Annotated in this window: 18 protein-coding genes; 10 read left to right on the forward strand and 8 right to left on the reverse strand. The window is 60.4% G+C overall.

The genetic code is table 11. From position 1 onward, the window contains the following. Positions 1 to 84: 84 nt before the first annotated feature. Positions 85 to 1053: a PstS family phosphate ABC transporter substrate-binding protein gene (locus N1078_RS10055; protein WP_274088034.1), complete on the reverse strand. Its 969-nt coding sequence runs from the start codon at positions 1051 to 1053 to the stop codon at positions 85 to 87. Between the two features lie 306 nt (positions 1054 to 1359). On the opposite strand from N1078_RS10055, the gene N1078_RS10060 reads away from it, so the two are divergent. Beyond that, positions 1360 to 1761: an acyl-CoA thioesterase gene (locus tag N1078_RS10060; RefSeq protein ID WP_090250791.1), complete on the forward strand. Its 402-nt coding sequence runs from the start codon at positions 1360 to 1362 to the stop codon at positions 1759 to 1761. A 59-nt stretch (positions 1762 to 1820) separates the two neighbouring features. Here the strand turns inward: N1078_RS10060 and N1078_RS10065 are convergent, their stop codons facing one another. Further along, complete coding sequence (locus N1078_RS10065) at positions 1821 to 2921, reverse strand: TRAP transporter substrate-binding protein (protein ID WP_274088035.1); 1101 nt, start codon at positions 2919 to 2921, stop codon at positions 1821 to 1823. Between the two features lie 196 nt (positions 2922 to 3117). Between N1078_RS10065 and N1078_RS10070 the strand changes: the two genes are divergently transcribed. The 3 genes from N1078_RS10070 to N1078_RS10080 all read left to right on the forward strand — a co-directional run bounded on the left by N1078_RS10070 (position 3118) and on the right by N1078_RS10080 (position 6042). Beyond that, the gene (locus tag N1078_RS10070; protein ID WP_274088036.1) at positions 3118 to 3663 is read left to right on the forward strand and encodes a TRAP transporter small permease subunit; all 546 of its coding nucleotides are present in this window, start codon (positions 3118 to 3120) and stop codon (positions 3661 to 3663) included. Beyond that, positions 3656 to 5032, forward strand: coding sequence for a TRAP transporter large permease (locus tag N1078_RS10075; protein ID WP_274088037.1), 1377 nt, complete (start codon positions 3656 to 3658; stop codon positions 5030 to 5032). The genes N1078_RS10070 and N1078_RS10075 overlap by 8 nt, the downstream gene beginning before the upstream one ends. 104 nt (positions 5033 to 5136) lie before the next feature. Then, a complete protein-coding gene (locus N1078_RS10080; RefSeq protein WP_274088038.1) occupies positions 5137 to 6042 on the forward strand; it encodes a D-hexose-6-phosphate mutarotase in 906 nt (301 codons plus the stop codon). A 38-nt stretch (positions 6043 to 6080) separates the two neighbouring features. Here the strand turns inward: N1078_RS10080 and N1078_RS10085 are convergent, their stop codons facing one another. From N1078_RS10085 to purE, 5 genes are all read right to left on the reverse strand, one after another. Continuing rightward, complete coding sequence (locus N1078_RS10085; RefSeq protein ID WP_274088039.1) at positions 6081 to 6551, reverse strand: FAD/FMN-containing dehydrogenase; 471 nt, start codon at positions 6549 to 6551, stop codon at positions 6081 to 6083. Positions 6552 to 6567: 16 nt separating this feature from the next. Beyond that, complete coding sequence (locus N1078_RS10090) at positions 6568 to 7101, reverse strand: DUF3299 domain-containing protein (RefSeq protein ID WP_274088040.1); 534 nt, start codon at positions 7099 to 7101, stop codon at positions 6568 to 6570. Between the two features lie 34 nt (positions 7102 to 7135). Beyond that, positions 7136 to 7381 (reverse strand): GlsB/YeaQ/YmgE family stress response membrane protein, encoded by a 246-nt coding sequence (locus N1078_RS10095; protein ID WP_274088041.1) that lies wholly within the window; start codon positions 7379 to 7381, stop codon positions 7136 to 7138. Between the two features lie 100 nt (positions 7382 to 7481). Beyond that, positions 7482 to 8567, reverse strand: coding sequence for a 5-(carboxyamino)imidazole ribonucleotide synthase (locus tag N1078_RS10100; protein WP_274088042.1), 1086 nt, complete (start codon positions 8565 to 8567; stop codon positions 7482 to 7484). Between the two features lie 3 nt (positions 8568 to 8570). Continuing rightward, on the reverse strand, positions 8571 to 9062 hold the full coding sequence (gene purE, locus N1078_RS10105; protein ID WP_274088043.1) for a 5-(carboxyamino)imidazole ribonucleotide mutase: 492 nt from the start codon (positions 9060 to 9062) through the stop codon (positions 8571 to 8573). 299 nt (positions 9063 to 9361) lie between these two features. Between purE and N1078_RS10110 the strand changes: the two genes are divergently transcribed. The 4 genes from N1078_RS10110 (at position 9362) to N1078_RS10125 (ending at position 13631) form a co-directional block, all read left to right on the forward strand. After that, the gene (locus N1078_RS10110; protein WP_274088044.1) at positions 9362 to 10156 is read left to right on the forward strand and encodes a hypothetical protein; all 795 of its coding nucleotides are present in this window, start codon (positions 9362 to 9364) and stop codon (positions 10154 to 10156) included. Between the two features lie 96 nt (positions 10157 to 10252). After that, positions 10253 to 11245, forward strand: coding sequence for an AraC family transcriptional regulator (locus N1078_RS10115; RefSeq protein ID WP_274088045.1), 993 nt, complete (start codon positions 10253 to 10255; stop codon positions 11243 to 11245). 213 nt (positions 11246 to 11458) lie between these two features. Next, positions 11459 to 12487, forward strand: a complete 1029-nt coding sequence (locus tag N1078_RS10120) for a histone deacetylase family protein (RefSeq protein WP_274088046.1) — start codon at positions 11459 to 11461, stop codon at positions 12485 to 12487. A gap of 31 nt (positions 12488 to 12518) precedes the next feature. Then, positions 12519 to 13631: a polyamine ABC transporter substrate-binding protein gene (locus N1078_RS10125; RefSeq protein WP_274088047.1), complete on the forward strand. Its 1113-nt coding sequence runs from the start codon at positions 12519 to 12521 to the stop codon at positions 13629 to 13631. A gap of 54 nt (positions 13632 to 13685) precedes the next feature. Here the strand turns inward: N1078_RS10125 and N1078_RS10130 are convergent, their stop codons facing one another. Next, positions 13686 to 14591, reverse strand: coding sequence for a LysR substrate-binding domain-containing protein (locus N1078_RS10130; RefSeq protein ID WP_274088048.1), 906 nt, complete (start codon positions 14589 to 14591; stop codon positions 13686 to 13688). A 249-nt stretch (positions 14592 to 14840) separates the two neighbouring features. On the opposite strand from N1078_RS10130, the gene aspA reads away from it, so the two are divergent. Both aspA and N1078_RS10140 read left to right on the forward strand, forming a co-directional pair. Further along, a complete protein-coding gene (gene aspA / locus N1078_RS10135) occupies positions 14841 to 16265 on the forward strand; it encodes an aspartate ammonia-lyase (protein ID WP_274088049.1) in 1425 nt (474 codons plus the stop codon). Positions 16266 to 16280: 15 nt separating this feature from the next. Continuing rightward, positions 16281 to 16448 (forward strand): hypothetical protein, encoded by a 168-nt coding sequence (locus tag N1078_RS10140; protein ID WP_274088050.1) that lies wholly within the window; start codon positions 16281 to 16283, stop codon positions 16446 to 16448. Positions 16449 to 16513: the final 65 nt, after the last annotated feature.

Genomic DNA, 16513 nt, shown 5'->3' on the forward strand with positions numbered 1-16513 from the left:
GGCGATCACCCTTCGGGCCGTCGCTGCGCGACGTTAAAAAGGGTTTGCGACCATTTGTTGGCGTCCTTGCCAGTTAAGCGGTCCTTACAGACCCAGTTCCTTCATGGTTTTCGCCGCCACTTTGCTCGGCAGCGGGATGTAGCCGTCTTTTACGACAACGTCCTGGCCTTGCTTGGACAGCACCAGCTTGATGAACTCAGCGTCCAGCGGGCTCAGCGGCTTGTTCGGAGCCTTGTTAACGTAAACATAGAAGAAGCGAGCCAGCGGGAACTTGCCAGCCAGGGCATTTTCTTCGTTGGCGTCAAAAGCTTCGCCGCCTTTCTTCGACAGTGGCACAGTCTTCACGCTGGAAGTCTTGTAGCCGATGCCCGAGTAACCGATGGCGTTGATGGTGCTGGAGATCGACTGCACCACGGAAGCCGAACCTGGCTGCTCGTTGACGTTGGCCTTGAAGTCACCTTTGCACAGGGCTTCTTCTTTGAAGTAACCGTAGGTACCGGATACCGAGTTACGACCGAACAGCTGGATCGGCTTGGTCGCCCACTCGCCAGTCATGCCCACATCGCCCCAGGTTTTGATATCGGTAGCGCCACCGCACAGACGGGTGCTGGAGAAGATGGCGTCAACCTGAGCCATGTCCAGGGACTTGATCGGGTTGTCTTTGTGCACGAAGACCGCCAGGGCATCGATGGCCACCGGTACGGCAGTCGGCTTGTAACCGTACTTTTCTTCGAACGCCTGGATCTCGGCATCCTTCATCGCACGGCTCATCGGACCCATGCTGGCGGTGCCTTCAGTCAACGCAGGTGGCGCGGTAGAGGAGCCGGCAGCCTGAATCTGGATGTTGACGTTCGGGTATTCCTTTTTGAACTCTTCAGCCCACAGCGTCATCAGGTTGGCCAAGGAGTCGGAACCGACGCTGGACAAGTTGCCCGATACGCCGGAAGTCTTGGTGTAGCTCGGCAGAGCCGGGTCGACAGCAGCAACCGCAGTGGCAGTAGCCACGCCAGCGGCGACAAAAGTCATGGCCGCCATCAAACGCTTAAGTTTCATGCCTTACTCCTGAAAAACTAGTGTTGGATTGAACGGGGCCAAGTATCTGTAGGCCGCATGACGACTGTATGTAATCAATATGACAGTTAGATGAACAACACGATGTTTTATCCGCGCCGATGAAAAGACCGGATACCCAATAGCAAAGCGCGATGGTCGCCCTGCGACTGCTGAGTCGTTATACTCGCTGCGCCCGCAGTCCCGCGGGCCTGCGGGCGACCCCGCGATAGCCGCAGAGCCTGACTCGCCGCCACCGCCAAGCCCCGCACCGCGCCAATAACAACAACCGCGCCGTGAGCCTATCTGATGCACGATTTCGAACAGGAAGACCCTATCCCGCAAGGCGACCTGGCTTTGCAAATCACTGCTCTGCCGCGTGAAACCAACGGCTTTGGCGATATCTATGGCGGCTGGCTGGTCTCGCAAATGGACCTGGCCGGCACTGCCATGGCCTGCAAAGTGGCAGGCGGACGCGTGGCCACCGTGGCCATTGACCGCATGGCCTTCCTGGTGCCGGTGGCGGTGGGTGCGCAATTGTCCTTCTATACGCAAACCGTGGAAGTAGGCCGCAGCTCGATCCAGATGCTCGTTGAAGTGTGGAGCGATGACCCGCTGTCCAGTGAATGGCGCAAGGTCACCGAGGCGGTGTTCGTGTTTGTCGCCATCGATGGCAGTGGCCGTACCCGTCCGGTTCCGGCGCGGCGCTGAGCGCAGATGACAAACAAAAACGCCGGCTATTAAGCCGGCGTTTTGCTGTGCGCTAAGAATCAGCCACGAATGTTGTAAATATCCTTCTCGTTCGACTCGGCGTAGTCGTAAAGACGCTGCAGATAAGCCTTCTGCTGCGCCCACACCTTGCTCGCCACTGGATCGGCTGCGGCGCTGGCGTCGACCACTTCGGCGGCGACCACTTTAAGTTTGGCCAACACTTCATCCGGCAGGCGGCGCACCTCTACGCCCTCACTCTTGAGCTGCTCCATGGCTTCCATGTTCTTGGCGTTGTAATCATCGAGCATGTCACCGTTCACATCGCGCGCAGCAGCACGGACGATGGCCTGCAAGTCAGCCGGCAGGGTTTCCCAGGCCTTGATGTTGATATCCAGCTCGAAGGTCACGTTCGGCTCTTGCCAGCCCGGGGTGTAGTAGTACTTGGCGGCTTTGTGCAGGCCCAGCGCCTGGTCGTTGTAGGGGCCAATCCACTCGGTGGCATCAATCGCACCGGTTTGCAGCGCAGTGAAGATTTCACCCGCCGGCATGTTAACTACGGTGCCGCCCATCTTGGTCAACACTTCGCCGCCCAGCCCTGGGGTGCGCATCTTCAGGCCATTGAAGTCGTCAACGCCGTTGATTTCCTTATTGAACCAACCAGCGGTCTGCACGCCTGTCGCACCACAAGCCATCGGCAGCACACCGAAAGGCTTGTAGGTTTCTTCCCACAACTGCATACCACCGCCCTTGTGCAGCCAGGCGTTCATTTCCTGGGCATTCGGGCCAAATGGCAGGGCGCAGAAAAACTGTGCGGCCGGGACTTTGCCCTTCCAATAATAAGGTGCACCGTGACCCATCTCGGCCGTACCGCGACTGACCGCATCGAACACTTCCAGCGCCGGCACCAGCTCACCCGCGGCATACACCTTGACCTTCAAGCGGCCATTACTCATTTCATTGACCAGCGTGGCGAAACGCTCGGCACCCACACCCACGCCAGGGAAATTCTTCGGCCAGGACGTGACCATTTTCCAGTTAAACGTTTCAGTGTCAGCGCCTGCCTGGGGCTTACCAGCAGTTTCAGCTTCTTGCTTGCAGCCAGCCAGGGCGGTGGCTGCGAGGCCTACGCCTGCTGCTGCGAGAATTTGACGACGTTTCATGCAATGCTCCTTTATTGTTGTATTGGTTTGACCACAGGATCACTGCGGACCCACCACGCTTGACTAAAATAGGCCTAAGAACCTCTCAAGCCTAGCGGATACGACTAAAGTTGCAGGGCCATTGCCGCACATACCCGGGCCTGCCTAAAATCGCCGCCCCGCCTGCTTAAACAGCTCATAACCATAAGGACTTATGATGTCCGACAAACCGCCTCTGCTGCTCGGCCTTGCTCGTCTGATCGATTCACTCAATGCCAATTTAGGTAAAGCCTGCGCCTGGCTGACCCTGTTTTTGGTACTCGGCACCGCCATCGTGGTGGTGTTGCGTTACGGTTTTGGCATCGGTGCAACCGCACTGCAAGAAGCCGTGCTGTATGCCCACGCCTTGGTCTTTATGGGCGCCGCCGCCTGGGTGTTGCAGCGCAACGGCCATGTGCGTGTCGATATCTTCTATCAAAACTTCAGCCCACGCCGTAAAGCCCTGGTCGATAGCCTCGGCACGCTGTTATTTCTGCTGCCGGTCTGCCTGTTTCTGGGCTGGGCCAGCTGGGATTACGTCAGCAATTCGTGGGCGACCTTAGAAGGCTCCAGCGAATCTGGCGGCCTGAAATTCGTCTATTTGCAGAAGAGCATCATCTTGCTCCTCATCATCAGCCTGGTCTTGCAAGGCATTTCAGATTTGATCAAATTCGCCAATATCCTCCTCGGCCGCCTACCTACCGAGGAGCTGACCCATGGCTGAATTAATGGCAATTCTGCTGTTTATCAGCATCTGCGCAGCCTTGATGGCGGGCTACCCGGTAGCCTTCACCCTCGGCGGCGTCTCGCTGCTGTTTGCCGGCATCGGCATCCTCATCGGCGCCTTCGATGGCAGCTACCTGAGCGCGCTGCCCAACCGGCTGTTCGGCATCATGAACAACCAGACGATGCTGGCGGTGCCGCTGTTCGTGTTTATGGGCGTGATGCTGGAGAAGTCCAGGGTCGCCGAAGACCTGCTGGAGTCCATGTCGCGGCTATTCGGCACCTTGCGCGGCGGCCTGGCCATTTCCGTCTGCGTGGTAGGCGCCCTGCTCGCCGCCAGTACCGGCATTGTCGGCGCCACCGTAGTAACCATGGGCCTGCTGGCCCTGCCAACCATGCTGCGGCGCGGTTATGACCCGGCGATTGCCACCGGCACCCTGGCGGCTACCGGCACATTAGGGCAGATCATTCCACCGTCTATCGTGCTGGTACTGCTGGGTGATGTGATGTCCAGCGCCTACTCCCAAGCCCAGCTGAAGATGGGTATTTTCTCGCCGAAGACCGTCTCGGTGGGCGACCTGTTTGTCGGTGCGCTGCTGCCCGGCTTGCTGCTGGTGGGGCTGTATATTGTGTACATCATCGGTGTCGCGATCTTCCAGCCGAAAAAGCTGCCCGCCTTGCCGCAGGAGGAGCTGGGGCCGATTGAGTGGGGCAAGCTGATCAACGCATTGGTACCGCCACTGCTGCTGATCGGTGCGGTACTCGGCTCGATCCTCGCCGGTTACGCCACCCCGACCGAAGCCGCCGCTCTGGGCGCATTGGGCGCAATGGTGCTGGCGTTCTGCAAGGGCAAGCTGAACTTCGGCCAACTGCGTGAAGTGGCCTCTGGCACCACGGAAATCAGCGCCATGGTCTTTATGATCCTGATTGGTGCGTCGCTGTTTTCTCTGGTGTTCCGCGGCTTCGGCGGCGAGGCGATGATCGAAGATGTATTCGCCCAATTACCCGGCGGCGTGCTCGGCGCGTTCTTCCTGGTGATGGTGGTGATCTTCCTGCTCGGCTTTATCCTCGACTTTATCGAGATCACCTTTGTGGTGGTGCCGATTGTCGGCCCGGTATTGCTGGCCATGGGCCTGGACCCAGTCTGGCTGGGCGTGATGATCGCGCTGAACCTGCAGACCTCCTTCCTTACCCCACCGTTCGGCTTCGCGCTGTTCTACCTGCGTGGCGTCACCCCGGCCTCCGTACCAACCAGCACCATCTATAAGGGTGTGCTGCCATTTATCCTGATCCAGATCTTTCTGCTCGTGCTCGCCTACCAGTTCCCAGGGTTGATCACCTGGCTGCCAGAGCAGGTCTACGGTAAGTAATCTATGCGCCACCACAAAACGCCCGTCGCTGACGGGCGTTTTGCTTTCTGCGCGCAAGCTGGGCTCCAATAGCCGTCTTTATTTCTTCTAATGCGAGTATGCCAATGGCCAGGTCCCACGTTGAACGCCTCGAACTGGATGAGCTGACCGGCTGGCGCGCGCGCTACGCGGGTACCGAACTACTGATCAGCCAGCAAGGCGCGCAGATCCTCAGCTACCAGGAGGATGATCAACCACCGCTGATCTGGCTCAGTGAGCGAGCCGCTTATAAGCGCGGCCAGGGCGTACGCGGCGGCGTGCCCGTTTGCTGGCCATGGTTTGGCAGCCTGCAACGCAATCCACAAGCCGTACAGAGCATGCACTGCCAACCTGCACACGCACCCGCCCACGGCCTGGTACGAGGCCTCGACTGGCAGCTACAGGGGATTGATAGCGACGATAACGGCATCTGCCTCGACTTTGTCTTCAACACTGCAGATCAGCCGCTGACTGACTGGCCCCACGCAGCTGAACTGCACCTGCGTATTCGCCTGGATGGCCGCCTGCACCTCGAACTCACTAGCCGCAACCTGAGCGACACACCGCTGGCCATCAGCCAGGCGCTGCACAGCTATTTTGCCGTCAGCGATATTCGTCAGGTCAGCGTCGAGGGCCTGCACGGCTGCCGCTACATTGAAACCCTGGAAGACTGGCAGACTCGCCAGCAAGAAGGGCCACTGCAGTTCAACGGCGAAACCGACCGCATCTACCTGGACACACCCGCATCACTGAGCATCCTCGACCCCGCCTGGCAGCGGCGCATCCAACTGCATAGCCACGGCTCGCAATCTGCGGTGCTGTGGAACCCCTGGATCGACAAGGCACAACGCCTCTCACAATTTTCCGCCGATGCCTGGCAAAGCATGCTGTGCATCGAACACGCCAATGTCATGGACGACATCCGCCTACTGGCCGCAGGCGCACAGCATCAGCTCAACGTCAGTATCTGGGCTGAACCACTGCAGCGCTAAAGCAATCGCCTACATGACACGCCAAAGGCCACCCGCGCTTACTGCGGCGCTACAGCTTCAAGCGCCTGCGTCAACTCGCTGGCATCGGTAAAGCTGCGCTGCCCCTGCAGCTTGCCGTCTCGCAGGTCGAGCCACAGCACGCTGGTGGCGTCTACCGGGTAACGCGGGGTGATGCGGGCGTCGCGGTCGAGGAGGATGCGGTAGTTGTAGTCGCGCATTTTGGGGAGGGCGAACAAGGTGGCTATCACCTTGGGCATGCGGCTGATATCGGCGAGAAAAACCGCGTGGCGCTGTTCCAGGTAGCCCTTGGGCTTGTCTTGCAGGGCGGCGTCGACCAGTTTGGCGGCGTCCATGCTTTGGGCCACCAGCAGCACCTGCAGTTGATTGTCGAGGGTGTAGGCCTGGTCGTGCTGGTCCAATAGGGTCCAGGGCGCTAGGCGCTCACCGGTTTCAAGGGCCAGGGCGCTGGCGGAGATCAGACACAACAGCAGTAGGCAGGCAGCTTTCATGGATGAAACTCCAGGCTTATAGGTCGTCATCGGTGACCACTCTGACTGCATCCGCCTGCATGGCATACGCGGCGTCCGCCAGTTCATTGTTGACCTGTTCGACCTTCAGCGTGCCGCTGACCCACAGCGGTGCGTAGATGTCGTCCAACTCAATGCCTTGGGGGTAGCGAACGAGTACCAGCTGGTTCGGGGGGGGTGGCGGGACGTGGATGCAAGCGCCGGGATAGGGCACCAGAAAGAACAACGTACTGCGGCCTTCTCGGTCGGTTTCCAGCGGCACGGGGTAGCCGCCAAGGCGCAGCGTTTTGCCATTCAGGGCGGCGACGGTGCTGGTCGAGTACATCACCACCGGTAGGTTGTTATCTTGCTGTTTGAGACCGCCGGGGTTATAGAACGCGCTGTCTTGCTCGGCGCCCTGATGGTCGATCTCCGGCATGGCTTCCAGTGCCGCCCGATCTTGCGGCGGCATCAGCTCCAGCCAATCGGTTTCCGGCAGCTCGGCACAGGCCAAGGTGCTGACAAGCAGCAAGGGTAACAACAGATAACGCATCGATGGGCTCACAGGGCGGCGGAGTGAAAGGGCATCAGCCCTTTTTGACTGCGCCGTAGATTACCAGCAACACCACTGCACCGATCACCGCGCCGATAAAGCCGGCAGACTCACCGACTTTGTATACCCCCAACGCCTGGCCGCCATAGGTCGCAGCGATTGAGCCGCAGACACCCAGCAGGATGGTCATGATCCAGCCCATGCTGTCGTTGCCAGGTTTGATAAAGCGCGCGATCAAGCCGACGATCAGGCCGATAAAGATAATGCCGAGAATGCTCATGGCGCTGTACTCCACGTCTGTTGCAGGGATGCCAATAATGGCGTTAGGCAATCAGACGTAAATCATCCGCCAAGGTTCCATCTGGCGGCGCCAGACGGACTCAGCCCTTGGTGATCAACGCCTCGACAGCAGCAATTTGCTTGTCCAGGGTGGCGCGATCCGCGCAGCGCAGGGTGGCGTGGCCAACCTTGCGCCCGGCCTTGAAGGCCTTGCCGTAGTGGTGCAAGCGGCAGCCATCGATGGCGATAACCTGCTCAACCGGCGGTACGCTGCCGAGGAAGTTGAGCATCGCACTCTCGCCAACCTTGGCGGTCGAGCCCAGCGGCAGGCCGGCGACGGCGCGCAGGTGGTTCTCGAACTGGCTGCACTCGGCGCCTTCGATGGTCCAATGCCCGGAGTTGTGTACGCGCGGGGCGATTTCGTTGGCTTTCAGGCCACCATCGACTTCAAAGAACTCGAACGCCAGCACACCAACGTAGTCGAGCTTGCTCAGCACGCGGCCGACGTAATCTTCTGCCAGCGCCTGCAACGGGTGATCGGTGCTGGCGATCGACAAGGCCAGCACGCCGCTGTCGTGGCGGTTGTGCACCAACGGGTAGAAGCGCGTTTCACCATCGCGGGCACGCACGGCGACCAGCGACACTTCACCGGTGAAGGGGACGAAACCTTCAAGAATGCACGGCACGCTGCCCAGTTCGGCAAAGGCGCCGGTGACGTCCTCAGGCTTACGCAGAACCTTCTGGCCCTTGCCGTCGTAACCCAGGGTGCGGGTCTTCATCACCGCTGGTAAACCGATAGCCGCGACAGCAGCATCCAGGTCGGCTTGCGACTGGATATCGGCGAAGTCCGGGGTGGGAATGCCCAGGTCCTTGAACATGGACTTTTCAAACCAGCGATCGCGGGCGATGCGCAAGGCTTCGGCGCTCGGGTAGACCGGGACGAACTGGGAGAGGAAGGCCACGGTTTCGGCCGGAACGCTCTCGAACTCGAAGGTCACCAGGTCGACTTCGTCAGCCAGCTGGCGCAGATGATCCTGATCGCCATAATCGGCGCGGATATGCTCACCCAACGCTTGCGCGCAGGCGTCCGGCGCGGGGTCGAGGAAGGCGAAGTTCATCCCTAGTGGGGTACCTGCCAGCGCCATCATACGGCCCAGTTGGCCGCCACCGATTATGCCGATCTTCATGGGTTAGGCCTCACGCGGGTCCGGGTTGTCCAATACGGTTTCGGTCTGATCCTGACGGAACTGCTTGAGCGCCGCGTGGAACTGCGGGTGCTGGTGACCGAGAATGCTCGCCGCGAGCAGCGCAGCGTTCACCGCACCGGCCTTGCCGATAGCGAGAGTGGCAACCGGAATACCGGCTGGCATCTGCACGATCGACAGCAGCGAGTCGACACCCGAGAGCACAGCGCTTTGCACTGGCACACCGAGTACCGGCAGGTGGGTCTTGGCCGCACACATGCCCGGCAGGTGCGCCGCGCCGCCGGCACCGGCGATGATCACCTGAATGCCACGCTCGTCTGCTTGCTCGGCATACTGGAACAGCAGGTCCGGGGTGCGGTGGGCGGAAACCACCTTCACTTCGTACGGAATGCCTAGCTTATCCAGCATCTCGGCGGTGTGGCTAAGGGTGGACCAATCGGACTTGGAGCCCATGATCACGCCAACCAGTGCGCTCATCGTCGTGCCTCTTCTCAAAATGCGCCCGCAGGCGCGGCAAAAACCAACAAGCCACGCGGGAAAACCGGCGTGGCTTGTGTGCGAATTCCGGCCGGTGCGACCGGCCAAAGGCCGCGCAGTATACCGTAAAGCCCCAGCAGGCGCGCACCCCTGCCAACCGTTTGTCGAAGCACACGCCGAGCCCCATCACAGGGCACCAAACCAGCCGTTTGCAGGCAGCACGAGCAGACTCCGCGCACAAATCGACAGCACGACTCTGGCTATACTGGGCGCCCTTTTCATCCAACAAGGACGCCACCATGACAAGGCTGTCACTGCTACTCAGCGCATCACTGCTCACCCTCAACGCCAGCGCGCTGGAACTGGCCAAGTACCCGCAGGCCTTCGATGCCGGCAACGGTATCAGCGTCATCGTGGCACCCAGCAGCGACAACACGCAGGCCCTGGTTCAGGTCAGCGGCATCAATCACCCCCTCGATGAAGTGGTCATCCTCACCACCCTCAAGGACCGCGGTAACGATGACCGCGACTACAGCACCACCCTCAATGGCAGCGCTTACAACATGCTGGTCAAACGCCAAGACTGGGGTGGCGAGCGCGTCAAACTCTACCTGCCGAATACCGACGGTTTCGAGCTGGGCTTCGATGCAGACAAGAGCAAGACAGCCAAGCCGGCCAGCCTATTGGCGCTCTATGAGCAGCAGAAAAAACAAGGCGTTCAGGAGCAGCTGAGCCGCTTTGACCGTGAACAACGCGTGGCCGACTTCACCGCGCAATTGCAACAGATCGATCAGCACGCCTCAAAAACCTGCGGCACGACGCTGCACACCCAGGTTGACTGGCAGGCGCTTGATGACGAGAAACTCAAACGCCTCAGCGTGCCGAGCTTCTGCGGTGAAGTCGTGCGGCAGATCGCGTACCTGTGCGAAGACAATGCTGATTACAAAACCCAAGCCAAACAGCTGAGCAGCGTGCAGTGCAGCTTTGCTGACGCGTTAAAGTTGCGCGAGAAGGATGCAAACCTGGTGTTTACCACCCATGAAAAAGCCCCCAACCAGGGCGATTTTATCAACGCGTTCCTGCGCAACCGCTAGGCCTTCCCCGGCAGTGGCCTGCCCCACGGGCCACTGCCAGTCCACGGCATAATTCTTGCGTCGTTCTGAGCATTCTGAACCGCTACGGTCGTACTGATGTTGCATGCCCACCTGACCACCCTGCATGTGGTCTCACAAATTCTCGAGATCTTTGCCGAGCAACCCGAGCTAACCGAGCAACTGCTGGCTAGCAGCGCCATTGCAGCCAGTGATCTGGCGTGCGCCGATACACGCATCACCCGCACCCAGGAGTTGCAAGTCTGTGCCAATGCCCTGCACCTGCGCAGTGATCTGGGCCTGGAGCTGGGCCGGCGCATGCATGTATCAGCCTACGGCATGGTCGGTTACGCCGCCCTGTCGAGTGCCACCTTTGGTGACGCCTGGCGACTTATGCTGCAGTACCCAGCACTGCTCGGCACCTACTTCAAGCTGGACTTGTGCATCGAAGGCGAACTGGCCTGGGTCTGCGCCAGCGATTACCAGCACAGCCCTGAGCTGGAGATGTTCAACCTGGAGATGTGCCTGGCCTCGCTCAAACTGATCAGTGATGACCTACTCGGCCAGCCGCTGCAGCTGAGTGCCGCGCAGTTTTGCTACAGCGAGCCGCATTACAGCGACCGTTACCCGCACAGTTTCGCCTGCCCCCTGCAGTTCAATGCCGCGCGCAACGCGTTCGCCTTCCCCGCGCATCTGCTACAGCAGCCTTTGCCATTGGCCGACGCGGTCACTCACCGGGAAATGCTCAGCCGTTGCCGCAAGCAGAATACCGAGTTCACCACCCGCCAGGCCTGGCTCGGGCGCATCCGCCAATTGCTGGCGGAACAAGTCACAGCACCGCCCGGCTTAGAACAGCTGTCGCAGCAGATGCATTGCTCGCCGCGCACTCTGCGCCGGCACCTGCAGGCGCAAGGCACGCACTATCAGGAACTGCTTGATGAGCTGCGCTTCGAGCGGGCAAAAACCTTGTTAAGCGAGGAAGACTGGCCAATCTGCCGCATCGCCGAACACCTCGGTTTCAGCGAAACCGCCAGCTTCCGCCATGCCTTCCAGCGCTGGAGCGGTGTGCCACCAAGCCGTTTCCGCGCCTGACTCTGAGCCGCGCAGTGATAGGGATTTGTGGGAGGGGCTTTAGCCGCAACAACCACGATCAAACAGCTCGCCGCTAAAGTGCCTCCCACGAAATGCCAAGGCGGCCGCGTAACTTGGCCACTTCGATCCCCTTTTGGCCGTTGTCAGCGTTTTTTCACAACCCACGAGCGGCGAACAATGGTGACTAGAACAACAAGCCTGGGAGCCACCTGCATGCTGACCTTTTACAGCGACGACCATCACCTGCACCACGGCAGCTGCGAGCTGATCGATGGCCAGCTGATGCCCTGTTTCGAGAAGCCACAACGCGCCGACCATATCCTGCAGCGGGTTGAGGCTCGCCAGCTTGGCGAGGTGCACCCACCGCAGGATTTCGGCCGTGCGCCAATTGAGCGTATTCACAGCGCCGCTTATCTGGACTTCTTTCAGGGTGCCTGGAGCCGCTGGCAGGCACAGAACGGCACGGGCGACCTCCTGCCCTTTACCTGGCCAGCCCGCACCCTGCGCGCGGTCATCCCCAAGGACCTGCACGGCCAGCTGGGTTATTACAGCTTCGACGGTGGCGCGCCGATTACCGCTGGTACCTGGCAGGCCGCCTACAGCGCCGCACAAGTAGCACTCAGTGCCCAGCAAACCATCGCAAACGGCGCACACAGCGCCTTCGCCCTGTGCCGGCCGCCGGGCCACCACGCCGCCGGCGAGCTGATGGGCGGTTACTGCTACCTGAACAATGCCGCCATCGCCGCCCAGGCCTTTATCGACCAGGGCAAACAACGCGTGGCTATCCTCGATGTCGACTACCACCACGGCAACGGCACCCAGGACATCTTCTATACCCGCAATGACGTGCTGTTCGCCTCGATCCACGGCGACCCGGCCGAGGAGTTCCCGTTCTTCCTCGGCTATGCCGATGAGTGCGGCGAAGGCGCCGGTGAAGGCTGCAACTTCAACTACCCGCTGGCCATGGGCAGCCCTTGGGCAGTGTGGAGCGCGGCGCTGGATGAGGCCTGCCAACGCATCGCCGAATTTGATGCCGAGGTGATTGTGGTGTCGCTGGGCGTGGACACCTTCAAGGACGACCCGATTTCCCAGTTCAAACTCGACAGTCCGGACTACCTGGCCATGGGCAAGCGCATCGCCGCCCTTGGCAAGCCGACCCTGTTTGTCATGGAAGGCGGCTATGCCGTCGAAGCCATCGGCGTGAATGCAGTGAATGTTCTGGAAGGTTTCGAGGGCGCGTAAGCCCTCTTTTAATTGCTCAAGGTGAAGAACGATGAAAACAATCAAACACCTACTCGCCACCGCCATCTGCGGTGCAACGCTATTGGCCAGCGCCGCGCAGGCCGAAACCGCAACGCCGCAACGTGAACTGCGCGTATACAACTGGGCTGACTACATGCTGCCCTCGGTGCCCAAGGACTTTGCCGCCAACACCGGCATCAAACTGACCTGGGACATCTTCGACACCAACGAAGGTCTGGAAGCCAAGCTGCTGACCGGCAACTCGGGGTACGACCTGGTGGTGCCGACCAACACATTCCTTGAGAACGAAATCAAAGCCGGGGTATTCCAGAAGCTGGACAAGAGCAAGCTGCCGAATTGGCAGAACCTCGACCCCGGCCTGCTCGAACTGATGACCGCCAACGACCCCGGTAACCAGTACGCCGTACCCTATATGTACGGCACCGTGCTGATCGGCTTCAACGTAGACAAAGTCAAAGAAGCGCTGGGCGCCGATGCACCGGTTAACAGCTGGGACCTGATCTTCAAGGAAGAGAACATCAGCAAGCTCAAGCAGTGCGGCGTGGCCATGCTCGACTCGCCCGGCGACATTCTGCCGATTGCCCTGCACTACCTGGGCCTGGACCCGAATAGCACAAACCCGGATGACTACAAAAAAGCCACCGAGCTGATGCTGAAAATTCGCCCCAACATCGCCTACTTCCACTCCGCCAAGTACATGACCGATATCGCCAACGGCAACATCTGCGTGGCCATCGGTTACTCAGGCAGCTTCTACCAGTTCGCCAACCGCGCCAAAGAGGCTGGCAACGGCGTGGTGGTCGACTGGCGCTTGCCGAAAGAAGGCGCACCGTTGTGGTACGACTCCTTCGCCATTCCGAAAAGCGCGCAGAACGTTGCCGAGGCCCACGAGTTCCTCAACAACCTGCTTGACCCCAAAGTCGTCGCGCCGATCAGCGATTTCCTCGGCTACCCCAACCCGAACAAAGCCGCCATGCCATTGGTGGGCGCAGAAATCCGCGACAACCCTGGCCTGACGCCAACCGCCGCCGCACAAAAGACCCTTTACGTACTGCAGCCGCTGCCGCAAAAGGTTGAGCGCGTACGCACCCGCGCCTGGAACACCATTAAGTCCGGCACCTGAGGTCATCACGGCGCAGCGGCTAATCGGCTGCGCGACGATCTTCAACACACGGCGTTAACCACCGACCTCGCCGGTTTCCAGCTTGCGCCAGAGCAGGCGTACCGACGCCTTGCGCACCAAGGCGCAGCGGTACAGGCGGATTTCCAGCGGCACCTGCCACTGCTCATTACCGCACACCACCAGCTCACCACGGGCCAGCTCGCCACTGACCGACAAGCGCGGCACCCACGCCACGCCCATGCCCTGCAAGGCCATGCTTTTCAGGCTGTCGGCCATTGCCGTTTCATACACGGTGGTGGAACGCAGCGCGCGCTGACGCAGCAACAGATTCACCGAGCGACCGAGAAACGCGCCGGCACTGTAGGCCAGCAGCGGCACGCTCTGACCATTGTCGAGGTCGAACAGCGGCGTACCGTCTTCGCTCACCGCACACACCGGCAGCATTTCCGTACGGCCCAGGTGCAGTGAGGGGAAAATCTCCGGGTCCATTTGCAGGGCTGCGTCCGGGTCGTAAAAGGCCAGAATCAAATCGCAGGCGCCGTCACGCAGCGCATGCACCGCTTCGCCGACGTTGGTGGCGACCAAGCGGGTGTTCAGCGGCAGCCCTTCCCGCCGCAGGCGGGCGATCCACTGGGGGAAAAAGCCCAGGGTCAGCGAGTGCGCGGCGGCAATCTGCATCACCTCACCCTGCTGGCCTTCGAGGTTGTGCAGATGGCGCACCACCTCACCCAGCTGCTCGACGATGCTGCGCGCCGTCACCAGAAACAGCTGACCGGACTCAGTCAACTCGATCGGCGTGCAGCTGCGGTCCACCAGGGTCAACCCGAGCATGCTCTCCAGGCTACGAATCCGCCGACTAAAGGCCGGCTGGGTGACGAAGCGCTTTTGCGCCGCCTGGGAAAAGCTGCGGGTGGCCGCCAGGGTGACAAAATCTTCCAGCCATTTACTTTCTAGATTCATCGCTCATTCCGCCATCCAGATTTAATCGCGTAAACGCTTGCTAATTCAGGGGATTTTCTCGATAACCGCTGCGCGGCCTCAGGTATCTAGTTTTAGGCTGCTCATGCGCCGAGCACGCCTAAGAGTCACACCTACATTATGCCGATTATGCATGACCCAGCGATTAACAGCATTGGCCAGCATCAGGCTACAGCCCCTAACCTACGGGGCATCGCGGCCTATACCGCACATCCAGAGATAGTAACCATCATGTCCGCTGCTGCATCAACCCGCCTTGAAAAAGACCTGCTCGGCACCCTCGACGTTCCCGCTGAGGCCTATTACGGCATTCAGACCCTGCGCGCCGTGCAGAACTTCCGCCTGTCCGGCGTGACGCTGTCGCACTACCCGAAACTGGTGATTGCGCTGGCCATGGTCAAGCAGGCAGCAGCCGACGCCAACCGCGAGCTGGGCCACCTGTCTGCCGCCAAGCACACGGCCATTAGCACCGCTTGCGCACGCATCATTCAGGGCGAGTTCCACGATCAGTTCGTGGTCGACATGATTCAAGGCGGCGCCGGCACCTCGACCAACATGAATGCCAACGAGGTGATCGCCAACATCGCCCTGGAAGCCATGGGTTTCGAGAAAGGTGACTACAAGCAGCTGCACCCGAACAACGACGTGAACATGGCGCAGTCGACCAACGACGCCTATCCCACCGCCATTCGTCTCGGCCTGTTGCTCGGCCACGAAAGCCTGCTGACCGCACTGGATAAGCTGATCCAGTCGCTGTCGAAAAAGCACCTGGAGTTCAACCACGTGTTGAAGATGGGTCGCACCCAGCTGCAAGACGCCGTGCCGATGACCCTCGGCCAGGAATTCCGCGCCTTCGCCACCACCCTCGGCGAAGACCTGCAGCACCTCAAGCTGCTGGCGCCAACCCTGCTCACCGAAGTCAACCTGGGTGGCACCGCGATTGGCACCGGCATTAACGCCGACCCGCAGTACCAGCTGCTGGCCGTTAAGCGCCTGGCGATCATCAGCGGCCAGCCGCTGACCCCTGCCGCTGACTTGATCGAAGCCACCTCGGACATGGGCGCGTTCGTGCTGTTCTCCGGCATGCTCAAGCGCACCGCAGTCAAACTGTCGAAGATGTGCAACGACCTGCGCCTGCTCTCCAGCGGCCCACGCACCGGCATCAACGAGATCAACTTGCCGGCGCGTCAGCCGGGCAGCTCGATCATGCCGGGCAAGGTCAACCCAGTAATCCCGGAAGCGGTTAACCAGGTGGCCTTTGAAGTGATCGGCAACGACCTGGCCCTGACCATGGCGGCCGAAGGCGGCCAGTTGCAGCTCAACGTCATGGAGCCGCTGATCGCCTACAAGATCTTCGATTCGATCCGCCTGCTGACCCGCGCCATGGATATGTTGCGTGAGCTGTGCATCGACGGCATCACCGCCAACGAAGAACGCTGCCGTGAGTTGATGGAAAACTCCATCGGTCTGATCACCGCACTCAACCCCTACATCGGCTACGAAAACGCCACGCGCATCGCCAAGGTGGCGCTGGAAAGTGGTCGCAGCGTGCTGGAGTTGGTGCGTGAAGAGAAGCTGCTGGGCGACGCTGAGCTGGCCGACATCCTGCGCCCGGAAAACATGATTGCCCCACGTCTCGTCCCGCTGCAGCCTTGAGCAAGGAGCGTCGTCATGCATCAGCAACCTGCGCCCACCGGCTTTCTCGCTATTCATCCGCCGCGCCGCCTGTGGCCTAGCGTGCCGGTGTTCTATAGCCAGAACCTGCCCGGCACAACGCAACAGTCGCCACAGCCAGCAAAACCTGTGACCATTGCACCACAGGTACCGCTAACCACCTGACACACAGAGCAGCACAACGCGCCGCATCCGTAAGGATGCGGCGCGTTTTTTTGGCCATAGATCAG

The organism is Pseudomonas sp. MIL19, from assembly GCF_028680365.1.
Taxonomy (GTDB): domain Bacteria; phylum Pseudomonadota; class Gammaproteobacteria; order Pseudomonadales; family Pseudomonadaceae; genus Aquipseudomonas; species Aquipseudomonas spirodelae.

Coding starts and splice junctions, on each gene's coding strand:
- N1078_RS10070 (WP_274088036.1), top strand. CDS start 3,118: ATGTCCGACAAACCGCCTCTGCTGCTCGGCCTTGCTCGTCTGATCGAT.
- N1078_RS10080 (WP_274088038.1), top strand. CDS start 5,137: ATGGCCAGGTCCCACGTTGAACGCCTCGAACTGGATGAGCTGACCGGC.
- N1078_RS10055 (WP_274088034.1), bottom strand. CDS start 1,053: ATGAAACTTAAGCGTTTGATGGCGGCCATGACTTTTGTCGCCGCTGGC.
- N1078_RS10075 (WP_274088037.1), top strand. CDS start 3,656: ATGGCTGAATTAATGGCAATTCTGCTGTTTATCAGCATCTGCGCAGCC.
- N1078_RS10125 (WP_274088047.1), top strand. CDS start 12,519: ATGAAAACAATCAAACACCTACTCGCCACCGCCATCTGCGGTGCAACG.
- N1078_RS10090 (WP_274088040.1), bottom strand. CDS start 7,101: ATGCGTTATCTGTTGTTACCCTTGCTGCTTGTCAGCACCTTGGCCTGT.
- N1078_RS10060 (WP_090250791.1), top strand. CDS start 1,360: ATGCACGATTTCGAACAGGAAGACCCTATCCCGCAAGGCGACCTGGCT.
- N1078_RS10100 (WP_274088042.1), bottom strand. CDS start 8,567: ATGAAGATCGGCATAATCGGTGGCGGCCAACTGGGCCGTATGATGGCG.
- N1078_RS10120 (WP_274088046.1), top strand. CDS start 11,459: ATGCTGACCTTTTACAGCGACGACCATCACCTGCACCACGGCAGCTGC.
- N1078_RS10115 (WP_274088045.1), top strand. CDS start 10,253: ATGTTGCATGCCCACCTGACCACCCTGCATGTGGTCTCACAAATTCTC.
- N1078_RS10085 (WP_274088039.1), bottom strand. CDS start 6,551: ATGAAAGCTGCCTGCCTACTGCTGTTGTGTCTGATCTCCGCCAGCGCC.
- N1078_RS10095 (WP_274088041.1), bottom strand. CDS start 7,381: ATGAGCATTCTCGGCATTATCTTTATCGGCCTGATCGTCGGCTTGATC.
- N1078_RS10130 (WP_274088048.1), bottom strand. CDS start 14,591: ATGAATCTAGAAAGTAAATGGCTGGAAGATTTTGTCACCCTGGCGGCC.
- N1078_RS10140 (WP_274088050.1), top strand. CDS start 16,281: ATGCATCAGCAACCTGCGCCCACCGGCTTTCTCGCTATTCATCCGCCG.
- purE (WP_274088043.1), bottom strand. CDS start 9,062: ATGAGCGCACTGGTTGGCGTGATCATGGGCTCCAAGTCCGATTGGTCC.
- aspA (WP_274088049.1), top strand. CDS start 14,841: ATGTCCGCTGCTGCATCAACCCGCCTTGAAAAAGACCTGCTCGGCACC.
- N1078_RS10110 (WP_274088044.1), top strand. CDS start 9,362: ATGACAAGGCTGTCACTGCTACTCAGCGCATCACTGCTCACCCTCAAC.
- N1078_RS10065 (WP_274088035.1), bottom strand. CDS start 2,921: ATGAAACGTCGTCAAATTCTCGCAGCAGCAGGCGTAGGCCTCGCAGCC.